Source organism: Desulfonatronum thiodismutans (assembly GCF_000717475.1).
GTDB classification, from domain to species: domain Bacteria; phylum Desulfobacterota; class Desulfovibrionia; order Desulfovibrionales; family Desulfonatronaceae; genus Desulfonatronum; species Desulfonatronum thiodismutans.
The window spans coordinates 197,187-221,868 of the sequence record NZ_JPIK01000013.1; the positions used below are offsets into that span (position 1 = coordinate 197,187).

Annotated in this window: 23 protein-coding genes and 2 pseudogenes; 20 read left to right on the top strand and 5 right to left on the bottom strand. The window is 59.1% G+C overall.

Features of this window, described 5'->3' with window-relative positions:
* Nucleotides 1-313: 313 nt before the first annotated feature.
* The 13 genes and pseudogenes from GY33_RS0110955 to GY33_RS0111010 all read left to right on the top strand — a co-directional run bounded on the left by GY33_RS0110955 (nt 314) and on the right by GY33_RS0111010 (nt 11,257).
* Entirely contained in the window at nt 314-883 is a 570-nt protein-coding gene (locus tag GY33_RS0110955; RefSeq protein ID WP_152555169.1) for a hypothetical protein, read from the top strand.
* Nucleotides 880-2,370: an ATPase domain-containing protein gene (locus tag GY33_RS0110960; protein WP_031387377.1), complete on the top strand. Its 1,491-nt coding sequence runs from the start codon at nt 880-882 to the stop codon at nt 2,368-2,370. The genes GY33_RS0110955 and GY33_RS0110960 overlap by 4 nt, the downstream gene beginning before the upstream one ends.
* A gap of 5 nt (nt 2,371-2,375) precedes the next feature.
* Nucleotides 2,376-3,302, top strand: coding sequence for a GGDEF domain-containing protein (locus GY33_RS19865; RefSeq protein ID WP_051822525.1), 927 nt, complete (start codon nt 2,376-2,378; stop codon nt 3,300-3,302).
* A gap of 328 nt (nt 3,303-3,630) precedes the next feature.
* Nucleotides 3,631-3,735 (top strand): annotated as a pseudogene (locus GY33_RS20535) (desulfoferrodoxin FeS4 iron-binding domain-containing protein); the annotation flags it as partial.
* Between the two features lie 83 nt (nt 3,736-3,818).
* Nucleotides 3,819-3,923: pseudogene (locus GY33_RS20540) on the top strand (desulfoferrodoxin FeS4 iron-binding domain-containing protein); the annotation flags it as partial.
* A gap of 50 nt (nt 3,924-3,973) precedes the next feature.
* Entirely contained in the window at nt 3,974-4,123 is a 150-nt protein-coding gene (locus GY33_RS21040; protein ID WP_152555170.1) for a lmo0937 family membrane protein, read from the top strand.
* Between the two features lie 71 nt (nt 4,124-4,194).
* Nucleotides 4,195-4,347, top strand: coding sequence for a DUF3309 family protein (locus GY33_RS20545; protein WP_084185100.1), 153 nt, complete (start codon nt 4,195-4,197; stop codon nt 4,345-4,347).
* 63 nt (nt 4,348-4,410) lie between these two features.
* Nucleotides 4,411-4,545 (top strand): DUF3096 domain-containing protein, encoded by a 135-nt coding sequence (locus GY33_RS20550; RefSeq protein ID WP_084185101.1) that lies wholly within the window; start codon nt 4,411-4,413, stop codon nt 4,543-4,545.
* An 84-nt stretch (nt 4,546-4,629) separates the two neighbouring features.
* Nucleotides 4,630-4,809, top strand: a complete 180-nt coding sequence (locus GY33_RS0110990; protein ID WP_031387379.1) for a CsbD family protein — start codon at nt 4,630-4,632, stop codon at nt 4,807-4,809.
* Between the two features lie 71 nt (nt 4,810-4,880).
* A complete protein-coding gene (locus GY33_RS0110995) occupies nt 4,881-5,102 on the top strand; it encodes a hypothetical protein (RefSeq protein ID WP_031387380.1) in 222 nt (73 codons plus the stop codon).
* A gap of 198 nt (nt 5,103-5,300) precedes the next feature.
* The gene (locus GY33_RS0111000; RefSeq protein ID WP_235185508.1) at nt 5,301-6,818 is read left to right on the top strand and encodes a B12-binding domain-containing radical SAM protein; all 1,518 of its coding nucleotides are present in this window, start codon (nt 5,301-5,303) and stop codon (nt 6,816-6,818) included.
* Between the two features lie 85 nt (nt 6,819-6,903).
* A complete protein-coding gene (locus GY33_RS19870; RefSeq protein ID WP_051822526.1) occupies nt 6,904-8,250 on the top strand; it encodes a PAS domain-containing sensor histidine kinase in 1,347 nt (448 codons plus the stop codon).
* A 202-nt stretch (nt 8,251-8,452) separates the two neighbouring features.
* Nucleotides 8,453-11,257: a chemotaxis protein CheB gene (locus GY33_RS0111010; RefSeq protein ID WP_084185102.1), complete on the top strand. Its 2,805-nt coding sequence runs from the start codon at nt 8,453-8,455 to the stop codon at nt 11,255-11,257.
* 43 nt (nt 11,258-11,300) lie between these two features.
* Here GY33_RS0111010 and GY33_RS0111015 read toward each other — a convergent pair whose 3' ends face one another.
* Complete coding sequence (locus GY33_RS0111015; RefSeq protein ID WP_035271958.1) at nt 11,301-13,928, bottom strand: TIGR03960 family B12-binding radical SAM protein; 2,628 nt, start codon at nt 13,926-13,928, stop codon at nt 11,301-11,303.
* An 88-nt stretch (nt 13,929-14,016) separates the two neighbouring features.
* Nucleotides 14,017-14,376 carry a hypothetical protein gene (locus tag GY33_RS0111020; RefSeq protein WP_031387385.1) on the bottom strand — a complete coding sequence of 120 codons (360 nt, stop codon included), beginning with the start codon at nt 14,374-14,376 and terminating at the stop codon, nt 14,017-14,019.
* A gap of 126 nt (nt 14,377-14,502) precedes the next feature.
* Here GY33_RS0111020 and GY33_RS21045 point away from each other — a divergent pair, with 126 nt between their 5' ends.
* Nucleotides 14,503-14,694, top strand: a complete 192-nt coding sequence (locus GY33_RS21045) for a hypothetical protein (protein ID WP_152555171.1) — start codon at nt 14,503-14,505, stop codon at nt 14,692-14,694.
* A gap of 15 nt (nt 14,695-14,709) precedes the next feature.
* On the opposite strand, the gene GY33_RS19210 is transcribed toward GY33_RS21045, so the two are convergent.
* Both GY33_RS19210 and GY33_RS0111035 read right to left on the bottom strand, forming a co-directional pair.
* On the bottom strand, nt 14,710-15,018 hold the full coding sequence (locus tag GY33_RS19210; RefSeq protein WP_084185103.1) for an IscA/HesB family protein: 309 nt from the start codon (nt 15,016-15,018) through the stop codon (nt 14,710-14,712).
* 88 nt (nt 15,019-15,106) lie between these two features.
* On the bottom strand, nt 15,107-17,722 hold the full coding sequence (locus GY33_RS0111035) for a heavy metal translocating P-type ATPase (protein ID WP_035271892.1): 2,616 nt from the start codon (nt 17,720-17,722) through the stop codon (nt 15,107-15,109).
* A gap of 127 nt (nt 17,723-17,849) precedes the next feature.
* Here GY33_RS0111035 and ald point away from each other — a divergent pair, with 127 nt between their 5' ends.
* The 6 genes from ald (at nt 17,850) to GY33_RS0111070 (ending at nt 23,580) form a co-directional block, all read left to right on the top strand.
* On the top strand, nt 17,850-18,947 hold the full coding sequence (ald, locus tag GY33_RS0111040; RefSeq protein ID WP_031387387.1) for an alanine dehydrogenase: 1,098 nt from the start codon (nt 17,850-17,852) through the stop codon (nt 18,945-18,947).
* A 65-nt stretch (nt 18,948-19,012) separates the two neighbouring features.
* Complete coding sequence (gene pyrR, locus GY33_RS0111045; protein WP_084185104.1) at nt 19,013-19,576, top strand: bifunctional pyr operon transcriptional regulator/uracil phosphoribosyltransferase PyrR; 564 nt, start codon at nt 19,013-19,015, stop codon at nt 19,574-19,576.
* A gap of 47 nt (nt 19,577-19,623) precedes the next feature.
* Nucleotides 19,624-20,271 carry a LolA family protein gene (locus GY33_RS0111050; protein ID WP_084185105.1) on the top strand — a complete coding sequence of 216 codons (648 nt, stop codon included), beginning with the start codon at nt 19,624-19,626 and terminating at the stop codon, nt 20,269-20,271.
* Between the two features lie 258 nt (nt 20,272-20,529).
* Nucleotides 20,530-21,675: a tetratricopeptide repeat protein gene (locus tag GY33_RS0111060; RefSeq protein WP_031387390.1), complete on the top strand. Its 1,146-nt coding sequence runs from the start codon at nt 20,530-20,532 to the stop codon at nt 21,673-21,675.
* A 39-nt stretch (nt 21,676-21,714) separates the two neighbouring features.
* On the top strand, nt 21,715-23,097 hold the full coding sequence (locus tag GY33_RS0111065) for a sigma-54-dependent transcriptional regulator (RefSeq protein WP_031387391.1): 1,383 nt from the start codon (nt 21,715-21,717) through the stop codon (nt 23,095-23,097).
* A 54-nt stretch (nt 23,098-23,151) separates the two neighbouring features.
* Nucleotides 23,152-23,580 carry a thioredoxin family protein gene (locus GY33_RS0111070; protein ID WP_051822527.1) on the top strand — a complete coding sequence of 143 codons (429 nt, stop codon included), beginning with the start codon at nt 23,152-23,154 and terminating at the stop codon, nt 23,578-23,580.
* Here the strand turns inward: GY33_RS0111070 and GY33_RS0111075 are convergent, their stop codons facing one another.
* Nucleotides 23,581-24,585, bottom strand: coding sequence for a glucokinase (locus GY33_RS0111075; protein ID WP_051822528.1), 1,005 nt, complete (start codon nt 24,583-24,585; stop codon nt 23,581-23,583). It abuts the gene before it with no gap.
* Nucleotides 24,586-24,682 lie beyond the last annotated feature (97 nt).

Below are 24,682 nucleotides of genomic sequence, written 5' to 3' on the forward strand. Positions count from 1 at the left end.
GGCCAGGACAGGCGATTTGAAGGCGAAAGACGTACGCTTGGAGATCACGGGGCGTCTCGGAGGACTGCGTCTCGAATGAATGATGGAGAATTATTCTCACAAAAGGATGGATTGTCACCACAAGTTTCCTGGGAGCGCCGGAACAGCGTCGATCGCAGAGGAACCTATCAGGGTGAGAAGTCGACCAAGTATTTAATGACGGATAAAGAATTACGTTTTTTATTGGGACGATGATCTCGCGGGCGAGGCAACGAATCTCCGTGCGGGCCGTTAAAAAGTGGTTCACTTGGGGAATCGGAATTTCAGACAAACCATGCCGAATAATCGAGACACGCCGGACCCGTTCGTGCCTTGCAATGAGAAGACGCTGAGCAATTATAAAAAAGATCTCGAAGCGGTTGTCCGGGTTTCAAGTCAACGTCGCACCGGAGGTAACGTTTCAATGTCAAGAACAGAGGATGGCATGTATCTGGAAACTGTACGCTACACGCCGTTGAACAATGTCGGAAATGCCCCGGCCAATGCCGGTGCGATCGCTGAAGCCACACTCAAGTCTTGGCATCAGGTGTCCGCCAGGCTTTCGCCGGTAATCGGCGAACGAGGGGTTGACGCCCTTTTGGGCCGCTCGTTGTACCTGACAAGTGCCGCCTACCCGTGGCTGTCAAATGTATGGGATAATGTTGACAGTGCCACAATGCTTGTAGGCCTCAAGGCTTGCATTGCGGGCCGCGACCCGGATGTCGCCGCGGAGGCGAGCCACACTCTGCTTGCGAACTTCGTCATCCTGTTGTCGAACATGATTGGAGAGGCATTGGCAAACCGGTTGTTGGGCCCGATGGGGGCATTTCCTCCATCGGTGTCGGAACAGGAGAGGCTACAGTGAACAATATAGCAGCCATCCGCCGACTGGCCACGGGCGTGCCTGGACTTGATGCGATCCTGGGCGGTGGCTTGCCGGAATATTCCTTGAACATCATTGTCGGGCCTCCAGGGTCCGGCAAGACGACGCTGGCGCACCAGATTATGTTCTCCCTGGCAACTCGGGAGCATCCAGCTCTGTTCTTCAGCGTGCTCGGGGAACCGCCGCTGAAGATGCTGCGTTATCAGCAGCAGTTTTCGTTCTTCAACCCGGACAAGATCAACGACGCGATTCGTTTCGTCAGCTTGAGCGAGGACATTGCGACCGGCGACTACGCCCGTGTGCTGTCGCGCATCATGCGGGAAGTCCAGGCTTCACCGCCGGGACTGGTTTTTGTCGATTCCTTCCGCTCGGTCATGTATGAGGCGCAACATCTTCCTGATAATACCATCAGCCTGCAACAGTTCGTCCAGCAGCTCGGAATTCAGCTGGGCTGCTGGCAGACCACCTCCTTTCTGATCGGGGAATACTGGTCGGAAAGCGTCCATCATCAGGTCTTCACGGTGGCCGATGGCCTGCTCTCGCTACGGCAAAGCGTCCATAGAAATTCCATGGTCCGCAAAATACGTATTCTGAAAATGCGCGGCCAGGCCATCCGACCGGGGATGCATACCTTCAGCATCACCAGCGCTGGGATCGTCGTCTACCCGACCGCGCTGGTTCTCGAAGGCATCGCGGATGCCCCGTTGGCCCCCGAGGAGTTGCGCGGTCGGGAGAGGTTGGCCACAGGCGTGCCGCGCCTGGACGAAATGCTGGGCGGCGGTTTGCCGTCGGGATATTCACTACTGGTGGCCGGACCGTCCGGGTCGGGCAAGACGATTCTGGCGGACGCCTTCCTTGCCGAAGGAGTCCGCCGGGGCGAACCGGGCGTGATCGTTGCATTTGAGCAAACGCCGAGTCAATCCTGGATGCGCGCGCTCAACGATATGATCCGCAACGGACAAATCGGCCTGATCAATACCCGTCCCCTGGACCTTTCCATCGACGAGATCGTTCATCGCTTGACCGAAGTTATTCAGCGAATGAAGGCCACGCGTGTGGTGATCGACTCGCTGTCCGGCTTCGAGCTGGCCGTGGCGCCGACCTTTCGCGAGGATTTTCGCGAATCTCTATTTCGGATGTTCGCGGTGCTGTCCGGGCTGGGGGTAACGGTGCTGATGACGTCGGAACTTGAGGATCGCTATATTGATTTGCGGTTCAGCCCCTACGGGGCGGCGTTTCTCACCGATGCGATCATCGTCCAGCGCTACATTGAAGTGCGGAGCACTTTGCAGCGGGTCATGGCGGTGGTCAAGGTCCGGGCCAGCGCCCACGACAAAGAGATCAGGCGGTACGAGATAACCGATGAGGGCATTGTCATCGGCGACCCGGTGAGCGACTACGAGGGAATGCTGGGCGGGCGGCCGACGCGAACAAAAACGCGCGGTCAGGACGATCAAGGCAAACGGTGATTCGCATGCAGAATCGTCCGCATCCGAAAAACGCTCCGGAGAGTCTGTTTGAGGAAGCCGAAAACACCTTGCCATCGGGCTCGGTGACCGAGCATGCCTTTGCCGGGCAGGCAAATCCCGGCGATAAACAGACCAATGATAACTGCCACAGGTTTTCTGGTCCAGATCGGCGCAGAGATGGCACGGGCCGGCGACGAGGGTTTGCGGATCGGCGCGGAGGTGTCTCGGATCGGCGCGGAGGTGACACGGTCCGGCGGGACAAAGACATCGAACTTCATGAACAGGACATCTCGGCAGAGCCAGGCGGGCATTCCGAGGCGCTGCTGCGTGACGTCAACGAGCAGCTTGTCGTGGCGACGATTCGTGCCCAGACGCAGGCTGAGACCGCTGAGCAGATCGCCGCGAAAATGGCCCATTTGGCCGAGCACGATTATCTTACGGGCTTGCCGAACCGTGCAGTGCTGGACGACCGTCTGGAACGGTCGATCGCCCTTGCGCAGCGTCACGGCAATCAGGTCGCCCTGCTGTATCTGGACATCGACAACTTCAAGCACATCAATGACTCGCTCGGGCATGCCGCGGGTGACCAACTGCTTCAATCCATTGGAAAGCGTCTGCAGGCCTGCGTTCGTTTTTCGGATACGGTCAGCCGCCAGGGTGGCGACGAATTCGTGGTGCTGTTGGCCGACGTCGAAGGCGAGCATGGCGCTGTCCTTGCCGCTCAAAAGTTGATTGCGGCCATGGTCGAGCCGCATCGTATCGGCGCCCACAGTCTCCATGTCACCTTGAGCATCGGCATCAGCCTCTATCCGGACCACGGCACGGATAAGGAAACCGTTATCCGCAATGCCGACACTGCCATGTATTTTGCCAAGCACAAAGGGCGTAACAACTATCAGGTGTTCAGCACGGACATGAAGATCCAGCTGTAAAGCGCCTCAAAGCGCTCGTAGATATGGCCTCAGATTATGCGGTAACACGGAACGAATAAGGATTCGAGGAGAACCTTGGCTGACGCGACAAAAACAGGCGCGTGTCGGACTCGGACAAAGTTGCTCCCATGCCCACGTGCACCCGGGAAATATCCCCGCCTCTTGGGGTTTTCTCCCGCGCTAATGGGTGATTCCCCTACAGACATGGTTCAGAGAAAGTATCAGTATCTTATATGAAGAGGTAAAATTTTATCGCCGAGAGGTGCGTGTTCATGGCGCATGAAAATCTCAGGAATGAATCAACATTGTGACCGGATGGAGGCAGATCATGACGAAGGTAAAAGAAGTATACAAGTGTGAAGAATGTGGAAATGTCGTGCAAGTGATGGAAGCCGGAGATGGAGAGCTGGTTTGTTGTGGTGAGCCGATGAAAAAGCAGTAACCATACGTAATGGGAATGAATCGCACTAAGTAGGATCTAACATGCTGTGGACAATGACCGGATGGAGGCAATTCATGACGAAGGTAAAAGAAGTATACAAGTGTGAAAAATGTGGAAATGTCGTGCAAGTGATGGAAGCAGGAGATGGAGAGCTGGTTTGTTGTGGTGAGCCAATGAAGAAGCAGTAACCATACCTAATGGCAATGAATCGCGCCGAACAGGAGGTAACATGCTGTGGACAATATTTGTCATTCTTTTGGTCATGTGGTTGCTTGGCTTGATGAGCGGGTACACCATGGGTGGCATCCTGCATATTCTTCTGGTCATCGCCATCATTGTCGTTCTGATCCAGGTTCTCCAGGGGCGAAGGGTCTTGTGACCAGTTAGAAATCAATGGAACAAGAAATCGAATCAAAGTTTTTATTACATTAGCTATAGGAGAAAAATGCCATGGGAACCATCCTGGTCGTCATTCTGATCCTTGTACTGATCGGCGCTTTGCCCACTTGGAAGCACAGTAGATCCTGGGGGCCTTACCCCAGTGGCGGAATCGGATTGATCCTGTTGATATTGGTCATCCTAATGCTGATGGGGCGAATTTGAGATGGACCGGAAACACGGAAGCCTGCTCATCATGCCAAAGAATTCCAAGGGAGATAGAAAAATATGCAAATCAATATTGCGCCTGAGCCCGTTGTTTCGCTCATCGCGGGAATCCTGATTCTCATTTTTCCGAGATTGTTGAATTACATCGTGGCATTTTATTTGATCATATTCGGCATTCTCGGGCTGATTCGATGAAAAGAGTTTTTGTGAATCGCTCAATTTGAGCAACTATACTGTATTTTGAGCACGTCAATTTCCAACCAAAGAGGAGCGAACATCATGAAATCAAGCACGAGGGATGAGGTGGAAGGTAAGAAGCATCAGGCCAAAGGAAAGGTCAAGGAAGTTGTCGGGAAAGCAGTCGGCAATCCTGATATGGAAGTCGAGGGCAAAGTCGAAAAACTCGGCGGAGTTGTGCAGGAAAAAGTCGGCGATGTGAAAAGAGCCGCGGGAAAGTAGAGCGGCACGCCACATAGGAACGAATCTAGATTCGTTCCTAAGTTTTATCTTTTCGAGGGGGAGGACATACAATGAATGCAATCAGAGTCGTTGCGCTTGCTTTGATTCTTGTGGGTGCTTTGGGGTTGGCCTACGGCGGTTTCACGTACACCCGGGAAACCCATGATGCCAAACTGGGACCATTGGAATTCTCGATACAGGACAGGCAGACGGTCAACATTCCGATCTGGGCCGGAATCGGGGCGATAGTGATCGGCGGCGGGCTCCTGTTTGTCGGAGCCGGAAAGCGGTAGCAGTCCGTTGAAAAACTCCCCATTGCTTCGTCGCTGCAAAAAGTTCAAACTCTCACGTATGAATAAATACGCTTCGACCTTGAGCCTTTTTTTGCTCCTTGCACTTGGGGTTTTTGAACGAACTGACGGATGAGAATTTTTCCAACACTCAGTTAGCCTGGTCACATCCTGCCTGCCGTTGCCGCAAGGGGAGGGCATATGATTTCAGATTCACAAACGTCCCCAATCAATGTCCTGCTGATCTATCCCGAGATTCCTGATACGTTTTGGAGCTTCAAGCACGCCCTGAAGTTCGTGGGCAAGAAGGTCTCCTCGCCTCCGTTGGGACTGGTGACCATCGCGGCCATGCTTCCGAAGCATTGGAATCCGCGTCTGGTGGATCTGAATATCCGGGAATTGTCCTTGGACGACCTGCTCTGGGCCGAGTACGCCTTGATCAGCGCCATGACCGTGCAGCGGGAATCCTCGCGCAAGGCGATCAAGTCGTGCAAGGACGCCGGCCTGCTGGTGGTTGCCGGCGGGCCGCTGTTCACGGTGGAGCATGAACACTTTCCCGAGGTGGATCATTTTGTACTCAACGAGGCCGAGCTGACCCTGCCGGAATTTCTGCTGGATCTTTTCCAAGGACGGGCCCAACGGGTCTACGCCACGGATCGATTCGCGGATATTGGACGGACGCCCGTTCCGCGCTGGGATCTTTTAGAACTCGACCAGTACGCGAGCATGAGCGTTCAGTACTCCCGGGGGTGTCCGTTCAGTTGCGACTTCTGCAACGTCACGGCCTTGTTGGGCCGCACCCCGCGCAACAAGAGCGCGCCTCAGATGATTGCCGAGCTGGACAGTCTCTATGCCAACGGGTGGCGCGGCGGGATATTTTTCGTGGACGACAATTTGATCGGGAACAAGCGGCGGCTTAAAACCGAGCTGCTGCCCGCCTTGGTCAACTGGAGAATAGGCAAAAAAGGAATGCCTTTCGGCACCGAGGCGTCCATCAATCTGGCTGACGACGAAGAACTGTTGGCCATGATGGTTGAGGCGGGATTCGATACCGTGTTCATCGGCATTGAAACGCCCAATGAGGCCAGCCTGTCCGAATGCGGCAAAGGACAAAACATTTGCCGCGATCTGATCCGGGACGTGAAGCGGATCCAGCGCTTTGGAATCCAGGTCCAGGGAGGGTTCATCGTCGGCTTTGACAATGACGAGCCGACCATTTTCAATCGCCTTGTGGAGTTCATCCAGCAAAGCGGCATCACCACGGCCATGGTCGGCATGCTGCAAGCCCCCCCCGGCACCAGGCTTTACAGCAGGCTGAAGCAGGCCGGTCGGCTGCGCGAAGTCATTTCCGGCGACAACGTGGACGGCACGACGAACATCCTCCCGGCCATGACCCTGGAGTCGCTGCGCGACGGATACAAGGAAATCCTGAAGAACATCTACTCGCCCGAGGCGTACTATGCCAGGGTGATCACCTTTCTGCGGGAGTACAATCTGCCGAGCAACAAAAAGCTATGGCAAATCCGGTGCTTTTCCGAAAGCCTGATGGCTCTGTTCCGATCCATTTTCCGTCTGGGTATCCTGGGCCAGGAACGGTTCCACTACTGGAAACTGTTCTTCTGGACCCTGCTCCGACGGCCAAGATCCCTGCCCCTGGCCGTGACCCTGGCCATCTACGGCTACCATTTTCGTCGGGTCTGCGAATTGCGGGTGCTGTAGAGCCTTCCGCCATGCAATTGGGGGTGGCAGAGTTCAGGGTTCTCAACGAGGACAACAAATTCAAATTGATACAGGGAAGCAAACCATGGGAGGGATGATGGTCAAGCGGAAGGCAAGTCCCGGCAAGAGAGGTGGTTTCCCAGGGGATGGCGGCGCACGCTCGGGCCGGGCTCCTTTGCGTCGGCGGGCCGAGGATGTCATTGGAAGCACGGACATTTGGTCGACTGAGGAGATGGAGGCCCAGGCCCCTGAAGAAGTCCGGCAAACGCTCCACGAACTGCGCGTCCACAAGATCGAGCTGGAGCTGCAAAACGAGGATCTGCGCCAAACACAAGCCAAACTGGACGCGATCCGGGAACGCTATTTTGACCTCTTCAATCTGGCCCCGGTGGGCTATTGCACGGTGGACGACAAGGGACTGATCCAGGAAGCCAACCTGACTTTCATAAAAATGCTGGACGTGACCCGCGGCAATCTGAAAAAGAAGCTGATCTCCCGGTACATCCACAAAGAAGATCAGGATATTTTCTATCTGAATAATAAACAACTCCTCGAAACCGGTGAACCCCAGGAATGCGAGCTGCGGTTGCTGAAGCGGAAAGGCACGTATTTTTGGGCGCGCCTGGAGAGTGCTTTTGCCAAGACCGACGGCGCATCCGCCTGCCGCATCGTGATCAGCGACATCACCGCTCGCAAAAACGGGGAATCGGAAGTTTTGAGGATGAATGAACAACTTCAGGGAGCATTGGCTGAAAAAAATAAATTCTTTTCCATCATCGCCCATGACCTGAAGAGCCCCGTGACCGGATTTATTGGGTTGACCCAGTTGCTGGTGGACAATGTCATGGATTTTTCAGCGAATGAGATGCATAAATTTGCCGTGAGCATGAAGGAATCCGCGGAAAAAGTGTTTTACTTGCTGGAGAATCTCCTGGAATGGTCCAAATTAAATCGCGGGATGATCATATTTGAACCGGATGAGTTTGGCTTGAAAGACTTGGTCAAGAGGGTCGTGGAGTTGCTGCAAACCGTGGCCGACCAGAAGAAAATAGCTCTGAATTGCACCGTACCCGCCGATATGACGGTCTTCGCTGATCTGCGCATGCTCAACATGGTGCTGCGCAATCTGCTCTCCAACGCCATTAAGTTCAGCAATCCCGAAAGCAACGTGTCCATCGAGGCGACACGGGACGAGGCCATGGTCGTCATTGCCGTTCAGGACAACGGCATGGGCATGGATCAGGACACCGCCGCCGGAATTTTCTCCCTGGACAAGACCACGTCGCGAGTCGGCACCAAGGGCGAACTCGGCTCCGGCATTGGGCTGATCCTGTGCAAGGAATTCGTGGAAATGCACGGTGGTCGCATTTGGGTCGAGACCACGCCAGGCCAGGGAAGCATTTTCAAATTTTCAGTTCCGATCAAAAACTGAAGCCGCACGTAATGCTCCCCCGAAAACTCGGGCTAGATTCAAACTCCCTACGAAAAATGTTGTGGGCCACCCCCTTGTCTATTTCGGCACGAAGCGGCAAGAGCTTGTTTCCGGATGCTGAAACAGCCGCCAGGCTGGCTGGTGAACGTGAGTGCCGGAAGACCAATACGCCCACCCGCGACCTGCCCAAGGAGCCCACAAAATGCCTCAGACCAAAAAGGCCAAGGTCAAGGCCAAGCCGAAGAGTGTTTCCGGTCGAACCAAAGCGTCCGCACCAGTTTCCGCCGAAGCGCAACAGCCCGGGATATGCGTTTCCACGGGCTTTCCCATCGTGGGGATCGGGGCTTCGGCCGGGGGCCTGGCGGCGTTTGAGGCCTTTTTCTCCGGTATGCCCGCGGACACTGATCCGGGCATGGCCTTTGTCCTGGTGCAGCATCTGGCCCCGGACCACAAGAGTATCCTGTCCGACCTGGTCCGACGCTACACGCGGATGCAGGTCTTTGAGGTGGAAGACGGCATGGAGGTCGCGCCCAACTGCGCCTATATCATTCCGCCGGGCCGGGACATGGCGTTTTTGAACGGTGCGCTGCAACTGCTGGAGCCGGCGGAACCGCGCGGGCGGCGCCTGCCCATTGACTTCTTTTTCCGGTCCTTGGCCCATGACCAGCGTGAGCGGGCCATCGGCATCGTGCTCTCAGGCACCGGCAGCGACGGCACCCTGGGAGTGCGGGCCATCAAAGGCGAAGGCGGCATGGTCATGGCCCAGAATCCGGAATCCACCGAATACGACGGCATGCCGCGCAGCGCCATCAGCACGGGACTGGTGGATTTTGAGCTGCCTCCGGCCGAGATGCCCGCCCAACTTATCGCCTATGTGGCCCATGCCTTCGGCAAGCCCCTTCGGCCCGTGGTCCCGGCGCCCAAGACCGAGAACGCGCTGAAAAAAATATTTATCCTGCTGCGCGCCCAAACCGGCCACGACTTTTCCCAATACAAGCCCTCGACCATCCAGCGCCGCATTGAACGGCGCATGGCCATGCACCAGATCGACTCCATGGACGGCTACGTCAGGTTCATCCAGCAGGCGCCCGAGGAGGTGGAGGCCCTGTTTCGCGATATGCTCATCGGCGTGACCAGTTTCTTTCGCGACCCCGAAGCCTTCAACGCCCTGGAAGAGCAGATCATCCCCAAGCTCTTCGCCGCCAGGGGCGAGGATGCCGCGATTCGGATCTGGGTGCCGGGCTGCTCCTCCGGCGAAGAGGCCTACTCCCTGGCCATCCTGCTGGCCGAGCGCCAGGAGGCGCTGAAAGAGAGCTTCAGAGTGCTGATCTTTGCTACGGACATCGACAGCCATGCCATTGCCACGGCCCGGGCCGGCATCTATCCGGCCTCCATCGCCGCCGACCTCACGCCGGAGCGGCTGGCGCGGTTTTTCTCGCCCGAATCCGGCGACAGCGCCTTTCGCATCCGCAAGAGCATCCGTGACATGCTGGTCTTTTCCGAGCAGAACGTGATCAAGGATCCGCCTTTCTCCAAACTGGATTTGATCAGTTGCCGCAACTTGCTGATCTACATGGGCGGGGAACTGCAAAAAAAGATCATCCCCCTGTTCCACTACGCCTTGAACCCGGGCGGGTTTCTTTTTCTGGGAACCTCGGAAACCGTGGGCGAGTTCCAGGACCTTTTTGCCGCGCTGGACCGCAAGTTGAAGCTGTATCAGCGCAAGGACGACCTGCTCAGCGCCCAGCGCCCGGGACCGGGTCAGTTTTTGCCGCCCATGACGACCCTGGATGCAGGGCCCTCTCTGGCCGCGGCAAAGACGGCCTATCCCGGGAAACTGCCGTTGCGGGAGCTGACCGAACAGGCCCTGCTGCAGGAGATCATCCAGGTAGGGGTTCTGGTCAACGCCCAGGGCGATATCCTCTATCTCCACGGGCGCGCAGGCCTGTATCTGGAACCCACCCCCGGAGAGAGCGGACCGAACAATATTTTGAAGATGGCCCGGGAAGGGCTGCACCGCGATCTGGTTATCGCCCTGCGCAAAGCAGCGGGAACCGGGATCACCGTTCGCTGCCCGGGGCTGCGGGTCAAGACCAACGGCGACGTCACCACCGTCAATCTGGCTGTCCGACCCGTGGCCATCGGCCCTGCCGCCTCGCCCGAGCCCTCCTTGTACCTGGTCATTCTGGAGCAGGCCCGGGAGCCCGTGATCAGTGATCCGTTGCCAGTGGCCGGTGAACAGACCGGCAAACCGTCATCAGAGTCGGACAGTGAAGATGCCGACACCCGCATCGCCGCGCTCAAACAGGAGCTGCGGGCCAAGGAGGAGTATCTTCAGACCACCAACGAAGAACTGGAGACCTCCAATGAAGAGTTGAAATCCTCCAATGAAGAGATGCAGTCCATAAACGAAGAGATGCAGTCCACCAACGAGGAACTGGAAACGTCCAAGGAAGAACTGCAATCGGTGAACGAGGAGCTGGCCACGGTCAACGCCGAGTTGCAGACCAAGGTGGCCGACCTGTCGCGGGTCAACAACGATATGAACAACCTGCTGGCCGGCACCGGCATCGCCACGGTCTTCGTGGACCTTCAGTTGCGCATCCTGCGTTTTACCCCCGCCGCCACCAAGATCATCAACCTGATCCACAGCGACATCGGCAGGCCCGTGGGGCACATCGTTTCCAACCTGCCCGGCTACGGCAGGCTGACCGAGGACACCCAGGCCGTGCTGGACACCCTGATTCCCAGGCAGACTGACGTGCGGACCGCCGAGGACCGGTGGTACACCATGCGCATCCAGCCGTACCGCACCCTGAATAACGTCATCGAGGGCGCGGTGCTCACCTTTGTGGATGTCACGGAATCGCGACAACTGCAGGCGAAGTTGGAGGAGAGTGAAGAGAAATATCGTGCGCTGTACACCGAGCTCACGCGTACGCCACCGGAAAAACATCCGGCGGAGACAAAGAGTGGGAGCAAAGGCCATGATTCACAAGAAAAATAATTCCAGGCAGACGCCCGCCGACGCGGCGGTCTGATCCGGTTTTCTACCCGGAAACGGCCCCTTTGGCAGCGTCATCGGACAGCCCCCGGATCTTGGTCAGCCGGGTGGTTCGGAAGGAGAGTTCCGGGGTCACGGCCGTGATGGCGGTCCAGGGGTTGAGGTAGTCTTCCCGGAAGTCGAAAAGCAGCCGAAGACGGTTTTCTCCCAGGAAACGAATGGATCGAAACAGAGTGCGCAGGTTGATTTCCCGTGAGCCGCGCTTGGTCTTCTTGGCAAAGGGGAAGTGCTCCACTGCGATGAAAGACCGCCATTTAGCCGTTGTTTCCGCTGTCGGAGATGAATCTCCGTTGAGAAAATAGAGCAGGTATTCCTCAAAGGCCGGCTGATCGGCACGGCCCTTGAGCGGGGCGTCCTCCACGCCGCGAATTTCCAACCCCCTGGGCATTTCCGGGGCCAGTCGGGCGCGGAGATCAGTGGCGGACATGGGCGCGCGGAGCACGATGACCATTTCCTCGCGCACGCTGCCCACGCCCACGGGCAGGGCCCGGCCAAAGGACATCCGGGGCATGGGGTGAAAGCCCTGGGAAAAACTCATGGCCACCCCGGCCCGGCGCATGCAACGCTCGAAAAGCCGGGTCAGCTCCAGTTGGCTGAAATACACCGCCGGGCCGAGCTTGCGGTAGACGATGCGCAAGGCATTGGCCTTGGCGCCCAGGTCTTCAGGGTCTTGCCCCGGCGCCTGGTCCAAGGCCTCCCCAGGCTGCTCCCCTCCCGTCCCATCCTCCAGCCACGGGGCCAAGCTGTCGGCCTGCTCGTCCTTGTTCACACGGGGGCGGATGTCCAAACCGGTCTGACGGCGCAGCGCGGTCTTGACCTTGGTCGTGGTGCAGACGCCGCAGCCCAGGCACTTGCCTTGGCGGCAGTCCGGCGTGGTCCGGCCCTCCAGGGCCAGGCGACGCTCCCGCAGCAAAAACGAGCGGCGGATGCCGCTGGAAACGTGGTCCCAGGGCAGCGGCTGCTCCGGATCTCTGGCCCGGAGGTACCAGTCCGGGTCCAGACCGCACTCCCGCATGGCCTCCAGCCAGGACTCCAGGCTGAGGGAGTCGGCCCAACTGGAAAAGAGCGCGCCTTTGGCAAAGGCCCGTTCCACCACGTTTGCCAGGGCCCGGTCCCCACGGGAAAAGATGCCCTCCAGATAACTCATTTCCGGCATGTGCCAGCGCATCACCAGCCGCTTATGCGGACGGAAGAGATCCCTGAGCCGGTTCAGCCGTCGTCGGGTTTCCTCAAAGGAGATCTGCTCCTCCCACTGGAACGGGGTTTGGGGCTTGGGCACGAAGGGAGAGATGGAGGCCGTGATTTGCAAGCGTTTGGCCCGCTCTCCGGCCGTGGCCGCCACTTTCAGGCAGAGGTCCACGATGGCCTGTAAATCCTCGTCCGTTTCCGTGGGCAGGCCGATCATGAAGTAGAGCTTTACCGAGGACCAGCCCCGGGTGAACAGTTCGCGGGTATGGTCCAACAGGGCCTGTTCGGTGATGTTCTTGTTGATCACGTCCCGCAGGCGCTGGCTTCCGGCTTCCGGAGCCAGGGTGATGCCGGTGCGGCGGATTCCGGCGATCATGTCCATGACCTGGCCGCTGACCGAGCCCACTCGGAGCGAGGGCAGGGAGACCGAGACCTGCCGGTCCCGGCACAGGGCATGGCTGCGCTGGAACAGGGCGTCCAGGCAGGAAAAGTCTCCGGTGCTCAGGGAGAGGAAGGAGAGTTCGTCGAATCCGGTCCGATCCAGAGCATTCTCCAGTATCCGGTCCAGCGTTTCCAGGCGGCGTTCCCGGACTGGACGATAGATCATTCCGGCCTGGCAGAACCGACAGCCCCGTGTGCAGCCCCGTGCGATTTCAATGCTCAGGCGGTCATGGACCACAGGCCCGAAGGGGACGATCTGCTCCGTGGGAAAGTCCGCGGCGTTCAGATCCGGCAGGATGCGCTTCTCCACCTGGGTGTAGTCGGCGTACAGGGGCCGGAGCGCGGTCGATGGGCTTGAGACGTCTTCAGGAGCGACGGAAAAGAACGACGGCACGTAGCAGCCGGTAACCTTCCGGGCCGCCTGGAGAAATTCGGTTCTGGACATACCTTGGGTCTTGCAACGGTCGACCAGGGCCAGAATTTCCGGCAGGGCCTCTTCGCCGTCCCCGGCCACGAACAGGTCGAAAAACGGGGCCATGGGTTCGACGTTGAAGATCACGCCGCCGCCGCCGAGGATCAGAGGATGGTGCTCGTCCCGGTCCTGGGCTCGCAACGGAATCCCCGCCAGGTCCAGCATGTATAGAACATTGGTGTAGCACAGTTCGTGGGTCAGGCTGAAGGCGATAACGTCCATGTCCCCCAGGGGAGTCCCGGATTCCAGGGTGCTCAAAGGCGTCCCCGAGTCCCGCAGGATTTGGGCCGCTTCCAGCGGCGGGGCAAAGGCCCGTTCGGCCCAGAACTCCGGATAAGCGTTCACCGCATGGTAAAGAATGCGTCCACCGAGGTAGGACATGCCCACCTCGTACAGGTCCGGAAAGGCCAGGGCCGCGCGCACCCGCACCTGGGGCGGTTCCTTGTGTACGGCATTGGGCTCGGTGCCCAGGTACTGGCTTGGTCGGGGAAGCAGGGGAAGCAGGTCGCGCATGGGATGGGTCTCATGAACGAACAAAGGGCGGCGGTGTTCCATATTCCGCCGCCCTTCGTCGAATAGGGGTCAGAGGCCGGGAAGGCCGCTACTTAATCAGGGAGATGCCTTTTCCGCCGGGGGCTCCGCCGGGACCGCCCATGTTCTTCAGGCGTTGCAGGTCCCCTGGAGAGGACAAGGTCAGGTTGCTGCTGGCTTCCATGTATTTGGTTTTCAGCTCGTCCGGGAAGGTCTTGTAGACGTAAATGACATGGTCCATGGAAATTTCGCCGGTGATCTCGTTCTCAAAAGGGTAGCCAAAGGGCAAAAGCATCATCTGGACGCCTCCGCTCTGGGTGGGCATGGTCTGGATAACGGCGATGTCCTTGATTTTGTGTTCGCTTTCCTCCCACTTGCCAAGGGCCAGGTCGCCGGTGATCAGTTTTACCAATCGGATATCGTAAGCCATGAACTGCTCTCCTTTCCGTGAAATAAAGATGTAAAAAACGTATTAACGTATGGACTGGGCACGCCGCTGTCAAGGAAGGGTGAAGATCAAGACCGGGGCAAACCTGTTCTCGTCGAAATCGAAATCGTGATCGAAATCGAAATCGGAAAACAATGTTCCCCTGCATCACAACGTGTTTATGGCGTCTACTTGGATATGACGTTCGACTTCGATCACGATTTCGATGAAGACGCCAATACGCCGGAGAATGGAAAAAAGAACGCGGGCGGAGCCTTCAGGCTCTACCCGCGTTGTCGTGAGTCGTTGCCCGGGCCGTGAGGCCCGAAGGCGCGGCTAGCAGGAAGAACAACTGCCCGAGCAGCCTCCGCCTCCGCCGCCCAGGTTCACGGTCGAGCTGACGGCGAACCCATACGGGGTCATGTCGACCTTGATGCCTCCGGCATTTTTGATCAGATCCTGGTCGACGACAAAAGTGTAGCCTTCGATCGCATGCACGCTGTCGGAATCCCTCTGCTCATCCAGAGCAAGAGCAAGCTTTGGACCGCCTCAGCCGGGGGCCATGTACACGCGGATCGGCGAGCTGTCCTTGTCCTGAAAATAGCTGTCCAGCTGCTGCTTCGCGGACGGTGTCAATTCAAACATTGTAACCTCCAAGTGAAATAGTTCGTCAAGTCGAATATAATTAAATACGCGGGCTCATTTTGTCAAATTCCAGGCGTTGCGGTCGGGATCAGGAAGGTTGAAAAAGGCGCAGACGCAGAGCGTTGGTGACCACGGAAACCGAACTCATGGCCATGGCTCCTCCGGCGATCATCGGGCTGAGGGTCGGGCCGCCGAAGGCGTAGAGCAGGCCGGCGGCGATGGGTATGCCCATGACGTTGTAGGCAAAGGCCCAGAACAGGTTCTGCTTGATGTTCCGGACCACGGCCCGGCTGAGGGTCAAGGCGGTGATCAGGCCGTGCAGATTGCCGCTCATCAGGACCATGTCCCCGGATTCCATTGCCACGTCGATGCCCGTGCCCATGGCGACGCCCAGATCGGCCTTGGCCAGAGCCGGGGCGTCGTTGATCCCGTCGCCGACCATGGCCACCTTGATCCCTTGTTTCTGCAGCTCGGCCACGGTTTCGGACTTGTTTTCCGGAAGAACCTCGGCCCGGATATCGTCGATTCCGGCCTGGGCCGCCACGGCCTGGGCCGTTCGTAGGTTGTCGCCAGTGAGCATGACCACTCGCAGGCCCATGCTCTTCAGCCTGGCGACCACCTCTTTGGCCTCGGGCTTGATCCGGTCGGCCACGGCCAGGATTCCGGCCGCCGTGCCGTCCACGGCCATGAGCAGGGGCGTCTTGCCTTCGCCGGACAGCTTGTCGCGCATTTCCCGTAGCTGTTCAGCGTCCCTGCCGAGAACCCCTTCGGCTTCCAGGAGCCGGCTGTTGCCCAGGAGCAAAATGCGGCCTTCCACCTGGGCCCGAATGCCTTGTCCGGGAATGTAGGTAAAGTCCTCGGCCCGAGGCTCCTCCAGGCCGCGTTCCCGGGCCGACTGGACAATGGCCGCGGCCAGAGGATGCTCGGAGCGGGCTTCGGCTCCGGCGGCCAGGCGCAGCAGTTCTTTATCGGGCAAGGCCTGCCCGGGAAGGGTGAGGATGTCGGTCACTGCCGGGCGGCCTTCGGTGAGGGTGCCGGTCTTGTCCAGAACTACGGCCCGCACGCCGCGAGCCATTTCCAGGGCTTCTCCTCCCTTGATCAGCACGCCGAGCTGCGCTCCGCGTCCGGTGCCGACCATGATCGCCGTGGGCGTGGCCAGCCCCATGGCGCAGGGGCAGGCGATGACCAGCACCGCGATGAAGATCCGCAGGGCAAAGGTGAAGGGTTCTCCGGCCAGAAAATACCAGCCCAGGCCGGAGAGCACGGCCACGCAGATCACGATGGGCACGAAGTAGAGGCTGAGGCGGTCCACCATGCTGGCGATGGGGGCCTTGGAACCCTGGGCCTCCTGGACCAGGCGGATTATCCTGGCCAGGACCGTGTCCCGGCCGACCCGTTCGGCGACCATGTAGATGGAGCCGTGGGCGTTCAAAGTGCCGCCGATCAGCGCATCGCCTTCCTTTTTAGATACGGGCAGGCTTTCCCCTGTGAGCATGGACTCGTCCACGCTGGTCTGGCCCTCGGTGAGCTTGCCGTCCACGGGAATGCGCTCCCCGGGCTTGACCAGGAGCAGGTCCTGAGGCTGGATCCGTTCCACGGGAATGCTTTCCCGCTGGCCGTTTCGGACCCGGGTGGCCGTGCTCGGGGTGAGGGCCATGAGCTGCCGGATGGCGTCCGAGGTGCGCACCTTGGAGCGGTTTTCCAGGTACTTGCCCAGCGTGACCAGGGCGATGATCACGGCCGCTGACTCGAAATACAGGTCCATGGCCCTGGCCATGGCCTCGTGCCCCAGGGCGATTTCCAGTAGGTTCCAGGTGCTGTAGACCACCGCCGCGCCGGTGCCCACGGCGATCAGGGAGTCCATGTTCGGGGCCCGCTTCCAGAGGTTGGGAAAGCCGCGCAGGTAAAATTCCCGACCGGCCCACACCACGGGCAGGGTGAGCAGAAACTGGGCCAGAGCAAAGGTCAGCGGGGAATGGTGCGGACTGAGCAGCCCCGGCATGGGCAGGCCGACCATCTCTCCCATGGAAATGACGAAGATCGGGACGGCGAAGGCCATGGCCAGGATCAATTTGGAACGCAGTGTCGTCAGCCGCTTAAGCATTTCCCGGCGCTGCGCATCCATCAGCGATTCCCTTGGTCCTCCCTGCCCGGAGTCCTGTCCGGAGTCTTGGGTAAAGGCCTCGTACCCCGCGTCGCGGACAGCCTCCAGAATGGCTGGAAGATTGACCTTTTCGGGTTGGAAGCGTACCTGAGCCGTTTCAGATGCGAGATTGACCTCAGCCGATTCCACGCCTTCCAACCCGGCAATGGCCTGCTCCACGCGACGCACGCAGGCCGCGCAGGTCATGCCCCGGATGCCAAGTTCCACGTAACCGCCAGAGAGGTCGGCTGCCGTTTCGGTCTCATCAAAGGCGCGCAGGTCGTATCCCGCATCCCGGACGGCCTGAAACAAGTGGTCCTCACGGTCATTGTCATTGGAACGCGAAGCGTCCGGTGCCCACTCCACGGACATGGTCTCGGTGGCCAGATTCACGGAAACGGAGCGAACCCCTTCCAGGCTGGAGGCGGCGTTTTCCACGCGGCGGACGCAGGCGGCGCAGGTCATGCCTTGGACGACGTATTCGGATTTACGGCGGGTTTCAGGCTGAGCATCACGCTGACTTGGGGGCCGGACTTCGACGTTGGGCTGGGGGGTGTTCATGGCGCTTCCGGGTTTGATGGTGGCGGGGCGTCAGGTACTTACGGTACGTTTTTTCTTCGGTGTTGTGAACCGGCTTTTGGGGCCGATTTTCGATACATTGGACGCCATCTTGCAAAGGAGAAACCAGATGCGGATTGGAGTACCGAGGGAGATCAAGGCGCAGGAGCGCCGCGTGGGGTTGTTCCCCTCAGGGGTCAAGGCCCTGGTGGAGCACGGACACGAGGTGGTCGTGGAATCCGGGGCCGGAGACGGCTGCGGGGCCCTGGACGACGTCTACGTCTCCCAAGGGGCGCGGATCGGGACCGCGGAAGAGGCCTGGAGCCAGGAACTGGTGATCAAGGTCAAGGAGCCGCTCAGCCAGGAATACAAGTATCTGCGTGAAGACCTGACGCTGTTCACCTATCTGCACCTGGCCGCGGACAAGGCCCTGACCGACGCCCTGGTCCAGTCCGGATGCGTGGCCATCGCCTATGAAACCGTGCAATTGCCGGACAAAAGCCTGCCGCTGCTGGCCCCCATGTCCGAGATCGCCGGGCGGATGTCCGTGACCAAGGCCACGGAAATGCTTTGCCACTATAACGGAGGAGGCGGCGTGTTCCTGGGCGGGGTTACCGGAACGTTGCCGGCCCGGGTGGTGATTATCGGCGCGGGCATCTCCGGAGCGGGTGCGGCTCAGATGGCCGCGGGTCTGGGAGCGGATGTACTGGTCCTGGACGTGGACATGGCCAAAATGTACCGATTGTATCACCACCTGGATCAGAAGATCAAAACCTTGTTTTCCAACGCCCTGAACATCGAAGACCAGGTGGTCAAGGCGGACGTGGTCATCAGTTGCGTACTTATTCCCGGAGCCTCCGCGCCGAAACTGATCACCAGGCAAATCATCGAGGCCATGAAGCCCGGCTCGGTGATCATGGACATTGCCATCGACCAGGGCGGTTCCACGGAACTGTCCCGGCCAACCACCCACGATAACCCTTGCTTTCGAGTGGGCAATGGCGTCAACCTCTACTGCGTGGCCAACATGCCCGGGGCGTATTCCCGGACGGCCTCGGAATCGCTGACCAACGCTACCCTGCGCTACGCCCTGCAATTGGCGGACAAGGGCTGGCCCCGCGCTTGCCAGGAAGATCCGGCCCTGCGCCAGGGCTTGAACGTGGTTCGCGGAAAAGTGGTTTACAAGGCTGTTGCTGAGGCTTGCGGGTATGAATGGGCCGAGGTTTAGGTGAATATGGACCAAAGCCGCTTGTTCGAATTCAAGGGCGAAGCGGACGGTGAAGGAGATTCGTCATGACGGCACCAGTTGGAGGCGCGCAGGTGGAAAAAAAGACATTGCTGCACGCCGAGGAAATCCGAAGAACCATGGAGCGGTTGGCCTACGAGGTCATCGAGCGGCACGGCGAGGGTGCGAGCCTGGCTCTGATCGGGATTCAGCGCCGCGGGGTGGAGCTGGCCAAGCGTTTGAAATCCGTCCTGGAACAGCGCTTTGGACGGGAAATCCCCTTTGGCAGTTTGGACATCAACCTGTACCGCGACGACTGGACCAATCTGGACGGCCAGCCGCAGATCCACAAAACCTGGATACCCTTTCCCGTGGACGACCGGGAAATCATCCTGGTGGACGACGTCCTGTTCACGGGACGAACCATTCGCGCGGCCCTGGAAGCCATTTTGGACTACGGACGTCCGAAACGGGTGGAACTGCTGGTCCTGGTGGATCGCGGTCACCGGGAACTGCCCATCCACGCGGATTATGTCGGGAAAAAGGTGAACACCTCCCGACAGGAGCAGGTGGATGTTTCCGTCAGGGAACAGGATGGAGAGGATGGTGTATTTCTGAGTGATATGAAGTGACGAGGTTTCAGACTCGGAGTGAATGTCGGTCATCAGAGGAGAGAGTCATGGGCCATATTTTTCGAGCTTTCGTAGGGGTTGTCGGACTGGCGGCCATTTTTTGGAGCGCGACGGGCGCGGCCTTGGCGGAGGAAGGGATCGTTGGAAAAATTCAGCGCCAGTACGAATCCATCCAATCATTTCAGGCCGAATTTACCCAGGAACTGACGGTGGCCGCCAGCCGGGAAAGCGAGATGCGTCGAGGAATGCTGTACTTCCACCATCCCGGGCTGATCCGCTGGGAAACCGTCAGTCCGGAACCGGAACTGCTCATCGTCGGTCCCGAGGTGGTTTGGAACTATTTCAAGGACGAGGAAATCGCGTATCGCTACGCCGTGGAGGACGTGCTCGGTTCGGCCACGGTGCTGAAGATTCTCTCCGGCCAGGCCCGGCTGGACGAGGATTTTCTGACCGAGGTGGACTTGACCGAGGATTCCGGCGCCACGCTGATCCGTCTCAGGCCCCGCGTTCCGGAGCCCAGCCTGGTGGAGGCCACGATCCGGGTCGATCCGGAAACTTTTTTGTTGCAGCAGGTCCTGGCCGTGGATTTTTACGGCAATACCAACAAGGTTACCTTACACGACCTGCGTCTCGATCCGAATCTGGAGCCCGCGCTGTTCGAGTTCACGCCGCCGGAAGGTGTCCTGGTGCGGTAACACTTCCAAGCCGTGCTCAGGTTTGCATTTTTCCTCTCGCTGCGGCAAATTCTCCCCTTGTCGTAATTCTTTAGCACATTCTGGGTTGAGCCCCATTCCGAAGCTGGATTCCCGCTTTAACGGGAATGACGTGTTTTTTATGCTGTTTCCAAATCAATCATGCCCGCGAAGGCGGGTATCCAGATCTTCTGCTCCGGCTTCTGTTGGGTAATCATTCTTTGTCGAACCTTCGGCAATGCTCCTTAGATGAGTTTCCCCATGCATCACGGTACATCTCCGTTACTCGCTTCCTATCTTCCTTTTCGCCCCCTCTGTTTTTTTCTGGCGGCCTGTCTCGTCCTGCTGGCGACCTCGTCTGTCGTGGACCGGGTTTGCGCGGCCACTCCGGACGCGTCCGCGAGCATGACCCTGGACGAATTGGACCAAGCCATCGCCGATGATCCGCGCAACGCCGCGCCGTACATCGCGCGGGCTCAATGGCACATGGCCAACCGATCCTTCCCTCGGGCCGTAGCGGATTTGGATCAGGCTTTGCGCTTGGCCCCGGGCGATCCCACGGCCCTGCTGCTGCGCGGCGAAGCCTACGCCCGGATGGGCAACTGGACCAGGTCCACGGCTGATTACGAGCAGGCGGTTCAATCTGCTCCGGAGAGTGAAGAGGCCTTGTTCGGATTGGCCCGGGCCCGTCTGGAATCCGGAGACCTCAACCGAGCCCTGGAGGATCTGGGCCGATTGCTGCGGACCTCGCCGAATCATCTGGAAGGCCGTCTGTACCGGGGACGGCTGTATATGGAGCGAGACAATCACCAACAAGCCCTGGCCGACTTCGACGTGGCCGCTTCGCTGGCGCCTGAATCCGCCGAAGCCCTGTTTGGACGAGGAAAGAGCCTGCGGGAATTGGGTCGGCTGGATTCTGCTCTGACCGAACTGACGCGGACCATCCGCCTTGAGCCCAGCGCTCCGGCATACATGGAGCGTGGGTTGACCTACGGCGCACAGGGCGATCTGCGTTCCGCCCTGGACGATTTCAACACCGCCTTGCGCTTGGCCCCTGGAGATGCGCTGATTCATTTTCACCGAGCCTCGCTGTACGCTTTGGCCGCGGAACATCAGCGGGCCGTGGCCGACTTTACCCAGACCTTGAACCGGGAGCCTGATCATCTTCAGGCCCTTTTGGGACGCGGCCTGGCCAACCAGGAGTTGGAACAGTTTCCCCAGGCCATCGACGACTATACCCGTGTGATTCGTCTGGGCCCGGACAATTACGGGGCCCTGAACAACCGCGGGATGGTTCTCTTGCAGCTCGGTCAGCTGACCCAGGGCTGCGAGGATCTGCGCTCCGCCTGCGCTTTGGGCCGTTGCACGACCCTGGAATTCGCCCGCAAGGAAGGCTATTGTCCGTGATGTATTTCCCGAAGCTTTTTTTACCCCACGAGGACGGCCATGGCCCAGATCGTCATAGTTGACGACGAAGAGGACATCCGCACCGCGCTGCGGGGCATCCTTGAGGATGAGGGCCACGAGGTCCGGGAGGCGGCCAGTGGGGAACAAGGGCTGGAAGTGCTGGCCGAAGCCGATCCGGATCTGTGCTTCCTGGACATCTGGCTGCCGGGTATGGACGGCTTGGAGGTGCTGGATCGGGTTCATGGGGCGTCGCCGCACCTGCCGATGATCATGATCTCGGGCCACGGCAACATTGAAACCGCGGTCATGGCCATCAAGAAGGGCGCTTTCGACTTCATCGAAAAGCCGCTCTCTTTGGAAAAGGTGCTGGTGACCACGGCCAAGGCCGTGGAATTCAAGGAACTGCGTCAGGAAAACATGGTCCTGCGCAGCCAAATCCGAGACACCCGGGTTCAGGAATTGACCGGGTCGACGCCCAGGATTCAGCAGTTGCAGCAACAGGTTCGTCAGGTCGCGCCCACTGAAGCCTGGGTGCTGATCACCGGCGAGAACGGCACGGGCAAGGAAATCGTGGCCCGGTCCCTGCATCAGCTCAGCCACAGGGTGAACAAGCCCCTGGTGGAGGTGAACTGCGCGGCTATTCCCGAGGAGTTGATTGAAAGTGAGCTGTTCGGCCATGAAAAAGGCGCCTTCACCAGCGCGGACCGGGCCCAGGTGGGCAAGTTCGAGCTGGCCAACGGAGGCACCTTGTTTCTGGACGAAATCGGGGACATGAGCCTGAAGACCCAGGCCAAGATTTTGCGCATTCTGCAAGAGCAGCGCTTTGAACGGGTCGGGGGACGGAAGACCATCCAAGTGGATGTTCGGGTGATCGCGGCCACGAACAAGAACCTGCCCGAGGAGATTCGCGCCGGACGGTTCCGGGAAGACCTCTATTACCGGCTGAAGGTGTTTCCGTTGTATGTTCCGCCCTTGCGGGCGCGGGTCGCGGATATTCCGCTGCTTTTGGCCGATTTCATGGACGGCCTGATCCGGACCCAGGGCTTTAAGACCCTGCGTTTTCCCCCGGAGACCATGGCCGCGCTGCAACGCTACCCCTGGCCGGGCAATGTCCGTGAGTTGAAAAATTTCTTGGAGCGGATGTGCATCATGTATCCCGGACAAACCATCCTGCCGGAGATGCTGCCGCAGGAGATGCTGGTCACGGACCACGGCATGAGTAGCGGTCGCGGACCTTTTGATCCGGACGATGACTGGCCTGTGGACTTCAAGGCGGCCCGTGCACAGTTCGAGGCCAAGTTCCTGGAGGACAAACTAAGCAGCTGCAACGGCAGCGTCACCCGGCTGGCGGAAACCATCGGCATGGAGCGAACCTATCTTTACAAAAAACTCCGCGGTCTCGGCCTCAAAACCGCGGACTGAGAACCATTGTCGGATTCCTTTCACCCTCAATCACCCTCAGAAGAGTTCACGTATATGACTTCCTACAGCAAAGCCGGAATCATCGTCGTCCTCATGGCCCTGTTCGCTTCCGTCGGACTGATCCAGCACTACACCGCCACCCAATCCCAATTGACCGGACCGGAGGTAGATCCGGCTCCGGCCCTGCCCGGGGTATCGGGAGAATTGCCGCGGCTGGTAAACCTGAAAACCGAAAACTGCATTCACTGCAAACGGATGATCCCTATCTTGGCGGAACTGGAGAGAGGGTATGGCGAAGCGTTTCACATCTACACTTTCGACATTGGCGTCCACCCGGACATCGGGCGCTCCTTCGGATCCATCCGCGTCCTGCCGACCTTGATTTTTTTTGATCAGGAAGGGCGGGAGGTTTTGCGCTACGAAGGGTACATGTCCAAGGCGGACATCCTGTACCGCTTTCAGAGTCTCGGCCTGATGGGCTGATCAGTTCTCGGTGCCTTGCCGACCCGTCGCGAGCTTCGCGGCCAGGGCCGCTCCCCACAACCCGCTGTCTTCGTTGGTGTTCAGTACTACCGGGATGTCCTGGAGCAGAGCCCGGTAGTTGGGGTTGTCCGTGAATTCACGCCAAAATTCCGGATGCCGGACCAACACGGGATTTTTGGCCGCCACCCCGCCGGCCACCACCATCCCCCCGGTGGCCAGAATATTCAGAGCGAACTGACGGCAGGCCCGACCGTAAAACCGAGCGAACCAAGCGCAGACTGGTGAATCGTCGTCCAGAGTCGCCGCGACTTCCTCCGGTCGAAGGCGTTGGCCGAAATGGAACCAATGCAACAAGGTCAGCCCCTGACCTGCGACGACGGCCTCCGCGAACACGTAATCCAGCCCCAGTTCCCTTCGCACGAAGTCTTCAAAGACTGCCTCCTCTTGATTCACGAACGCAAAAGCGGCGTGGCCCGCCTCCGAGGGCAAGGCCAGAAAGCCGCCTCCGGGCAATGGAGCCAGCATCCCATGGCCCAGACCGGTCCCCGCGCCGATCACCCCCGCCATGCCTCGTTCGTCCGGTTGACCGGCATTGATGGTCACGGCCCTATCCAGTGCCGTGGTCTTGCAGGCATAGGCCTGGGCCGCGAAATCGTTGAGCAGAATCACCGTTTCCGGAAGGCCGGACAGGTTCGCGGAACGGATGTCGATGTCCCAAGGAATGTTCGGGGGGGCGGCCTGAACTCCACCTTGCACCGCCCCGGCCACGGCCAGGGCTCCGGCCCGGCAGCGCGGCACCTCCGGGCCCAAGGGGCCGTTCCTGAGAAGACATAGCAAATCGCGGAATGAATCCGCTTCAGACGTGGGAATCCGCTCCACGCCGCGGAGCCGCATGGTGTCGCCGCGATCCTCGAACAGTGCGAATCGACTGGTGGTCCCGCCGATGTCCGCGGCCAGATACAGGTCGCCTGAAGGCGTCCTGAGAGATGCCTTGTCGTGTGACATGAGACGTTCCTCGTGGTGTGCTGGATCGGGTTTTGGCAAAATGCCAAGATATGTGAGATAGGCAGAAAATGAAAGAAGATAAGGGGCAAAGGGCTGG

Coding starts and splice junctions, on each gene's coding strand:
- GY33_RS0111070 (WP_051822527.1), top strand. CDS start 23,152: ATGACTTCCTACAGCAAAGCCGGAATCATCGTCGTCCTCATGGCCCTG.
- GY33_RS0111075 (WP_051822528.1), bottom strand. CDS start 24,585: ATGTCACACGACAAGGCATCTCTCAGGACGCCTTCAGGCGACCTGTAT.
- GY33_RS0111015 (WP_035271958.1), bottom strand. CDS start 13,928: ATGCGCGACCTGCTTCCCCTGCTTCCCCGACCAAGCCAGTACCTGGGC.
- pyrR (WP_084185104.1), top strand. CDS start 19,013: ATGACGGCACCAGTTGGAGGCGCGCAGGTGGAAAAAAAGACATTGCTG.
- GY33_RS0111010 (WP_084185102.1), top strand. CDS start 8,453: ATGCCTCAGACCAAAAAGGCCAAGGTCAAGGCCAAGCCGAAGAGTGTT.
- GY33_RS0110995 (WP_031387380.1), top strand. CDS start 4,881: ATGAATGCAATCAGAGTCGTTGCGCTTGCTTTGATTCTTGTGGGTGCT.
- GY33_RS19865 (WP_051822525.1), top strand. CDS start 2,376: ATGCAGAATCGTCCGCATCCGAAAAACGCTCCGGAGAGTCTGTTTGAG.
- GY33_RS0111020 (WP_031387385.1), bottom strand. CDS start 14,376: ATGGCTTACGATATCCGATTGGTAAAACTGATCACCGGCGACCTGGCC.
- GY33_RS0110990 (WP_031387379.1), top strand. CDS start 4,630: ATGAAATCAAGCACGAGGGATGAGGTGGAAGGTAAGAAGCATCAGGCC.
- GY33_RS0111035 (WP_035271892.1), bottom strand. CDS start 17,722: ATGAACACCCCCCAGCCCAACGTCGAAGTCCGGCCCCCAAGTCAGCGT.
- GY33_RS0110955 (WP_152555169.1), top strand. CDS start 314: ATGCCGAATAATCGAGACACGCCGGACCCGTTCGTGCCTTGCAATGAG.
- ald (WP_031387387.1), top strand. CDS start 17,850: ATGCGGATTGGAGTACCGAGGGAGATCAAGGCGCAGGAGCGCCGCGTG.
- GY33_RS0111050 (WP_084185105.1), top strand. CDS start 19,624: ATGGGCCATATTTTTCGAGCTTTCGTAGGGGTTGTCGGACTGGCGGCC.
- GY33_RS19870 (WP_051822526.1), top strand. CDS start 6,904: ATGGGAGGGATGATGGTCAAGCGGAAGGCAAGTCCCGGCAAGAGAGGT.
- GY33_RS0111000 (WP_235185508.1), top strand. CDS start 5,301: ATGATTTCAGATTCACAAACGTCCCCAATCAATGTCCTGCTGATCTAT.
- GY33_RS21040 (WP_152555170.1), top strand. CDS start 3,974: ATGCTGTGGACAATATTTGTCATTCTTTTGGTCATGTGGTTGCTTGGC.
- GY33_RS20550 (WP_084185101.1), top strand. CDS start 4,411: ATGCAAATCAATATTGCGCCTGAGCCCGTTGTTTCGCTCATCGCGGGA.
- GY33_RS20545 (WP_084185100.1), top strand. CDS start 4,195: ATGGGAACCATCCTGGTCGTCATTCTGATCCTTGTACTGATCGGCGCT.
- GY33_RS0111060 (WP_031387390.1), top strand. CDS start 20,530: ATGCATCACGGTACATCTCCGTTACTCGCTTCCTATCTTCCTTTTCGC.
- GY33_RS0111065 (WP_031387391.1), top strand. CDS start 21,715: ATGGCCCAGATCGTCATAGTTGACGACGAAGAGGACATCCGCACCGCG.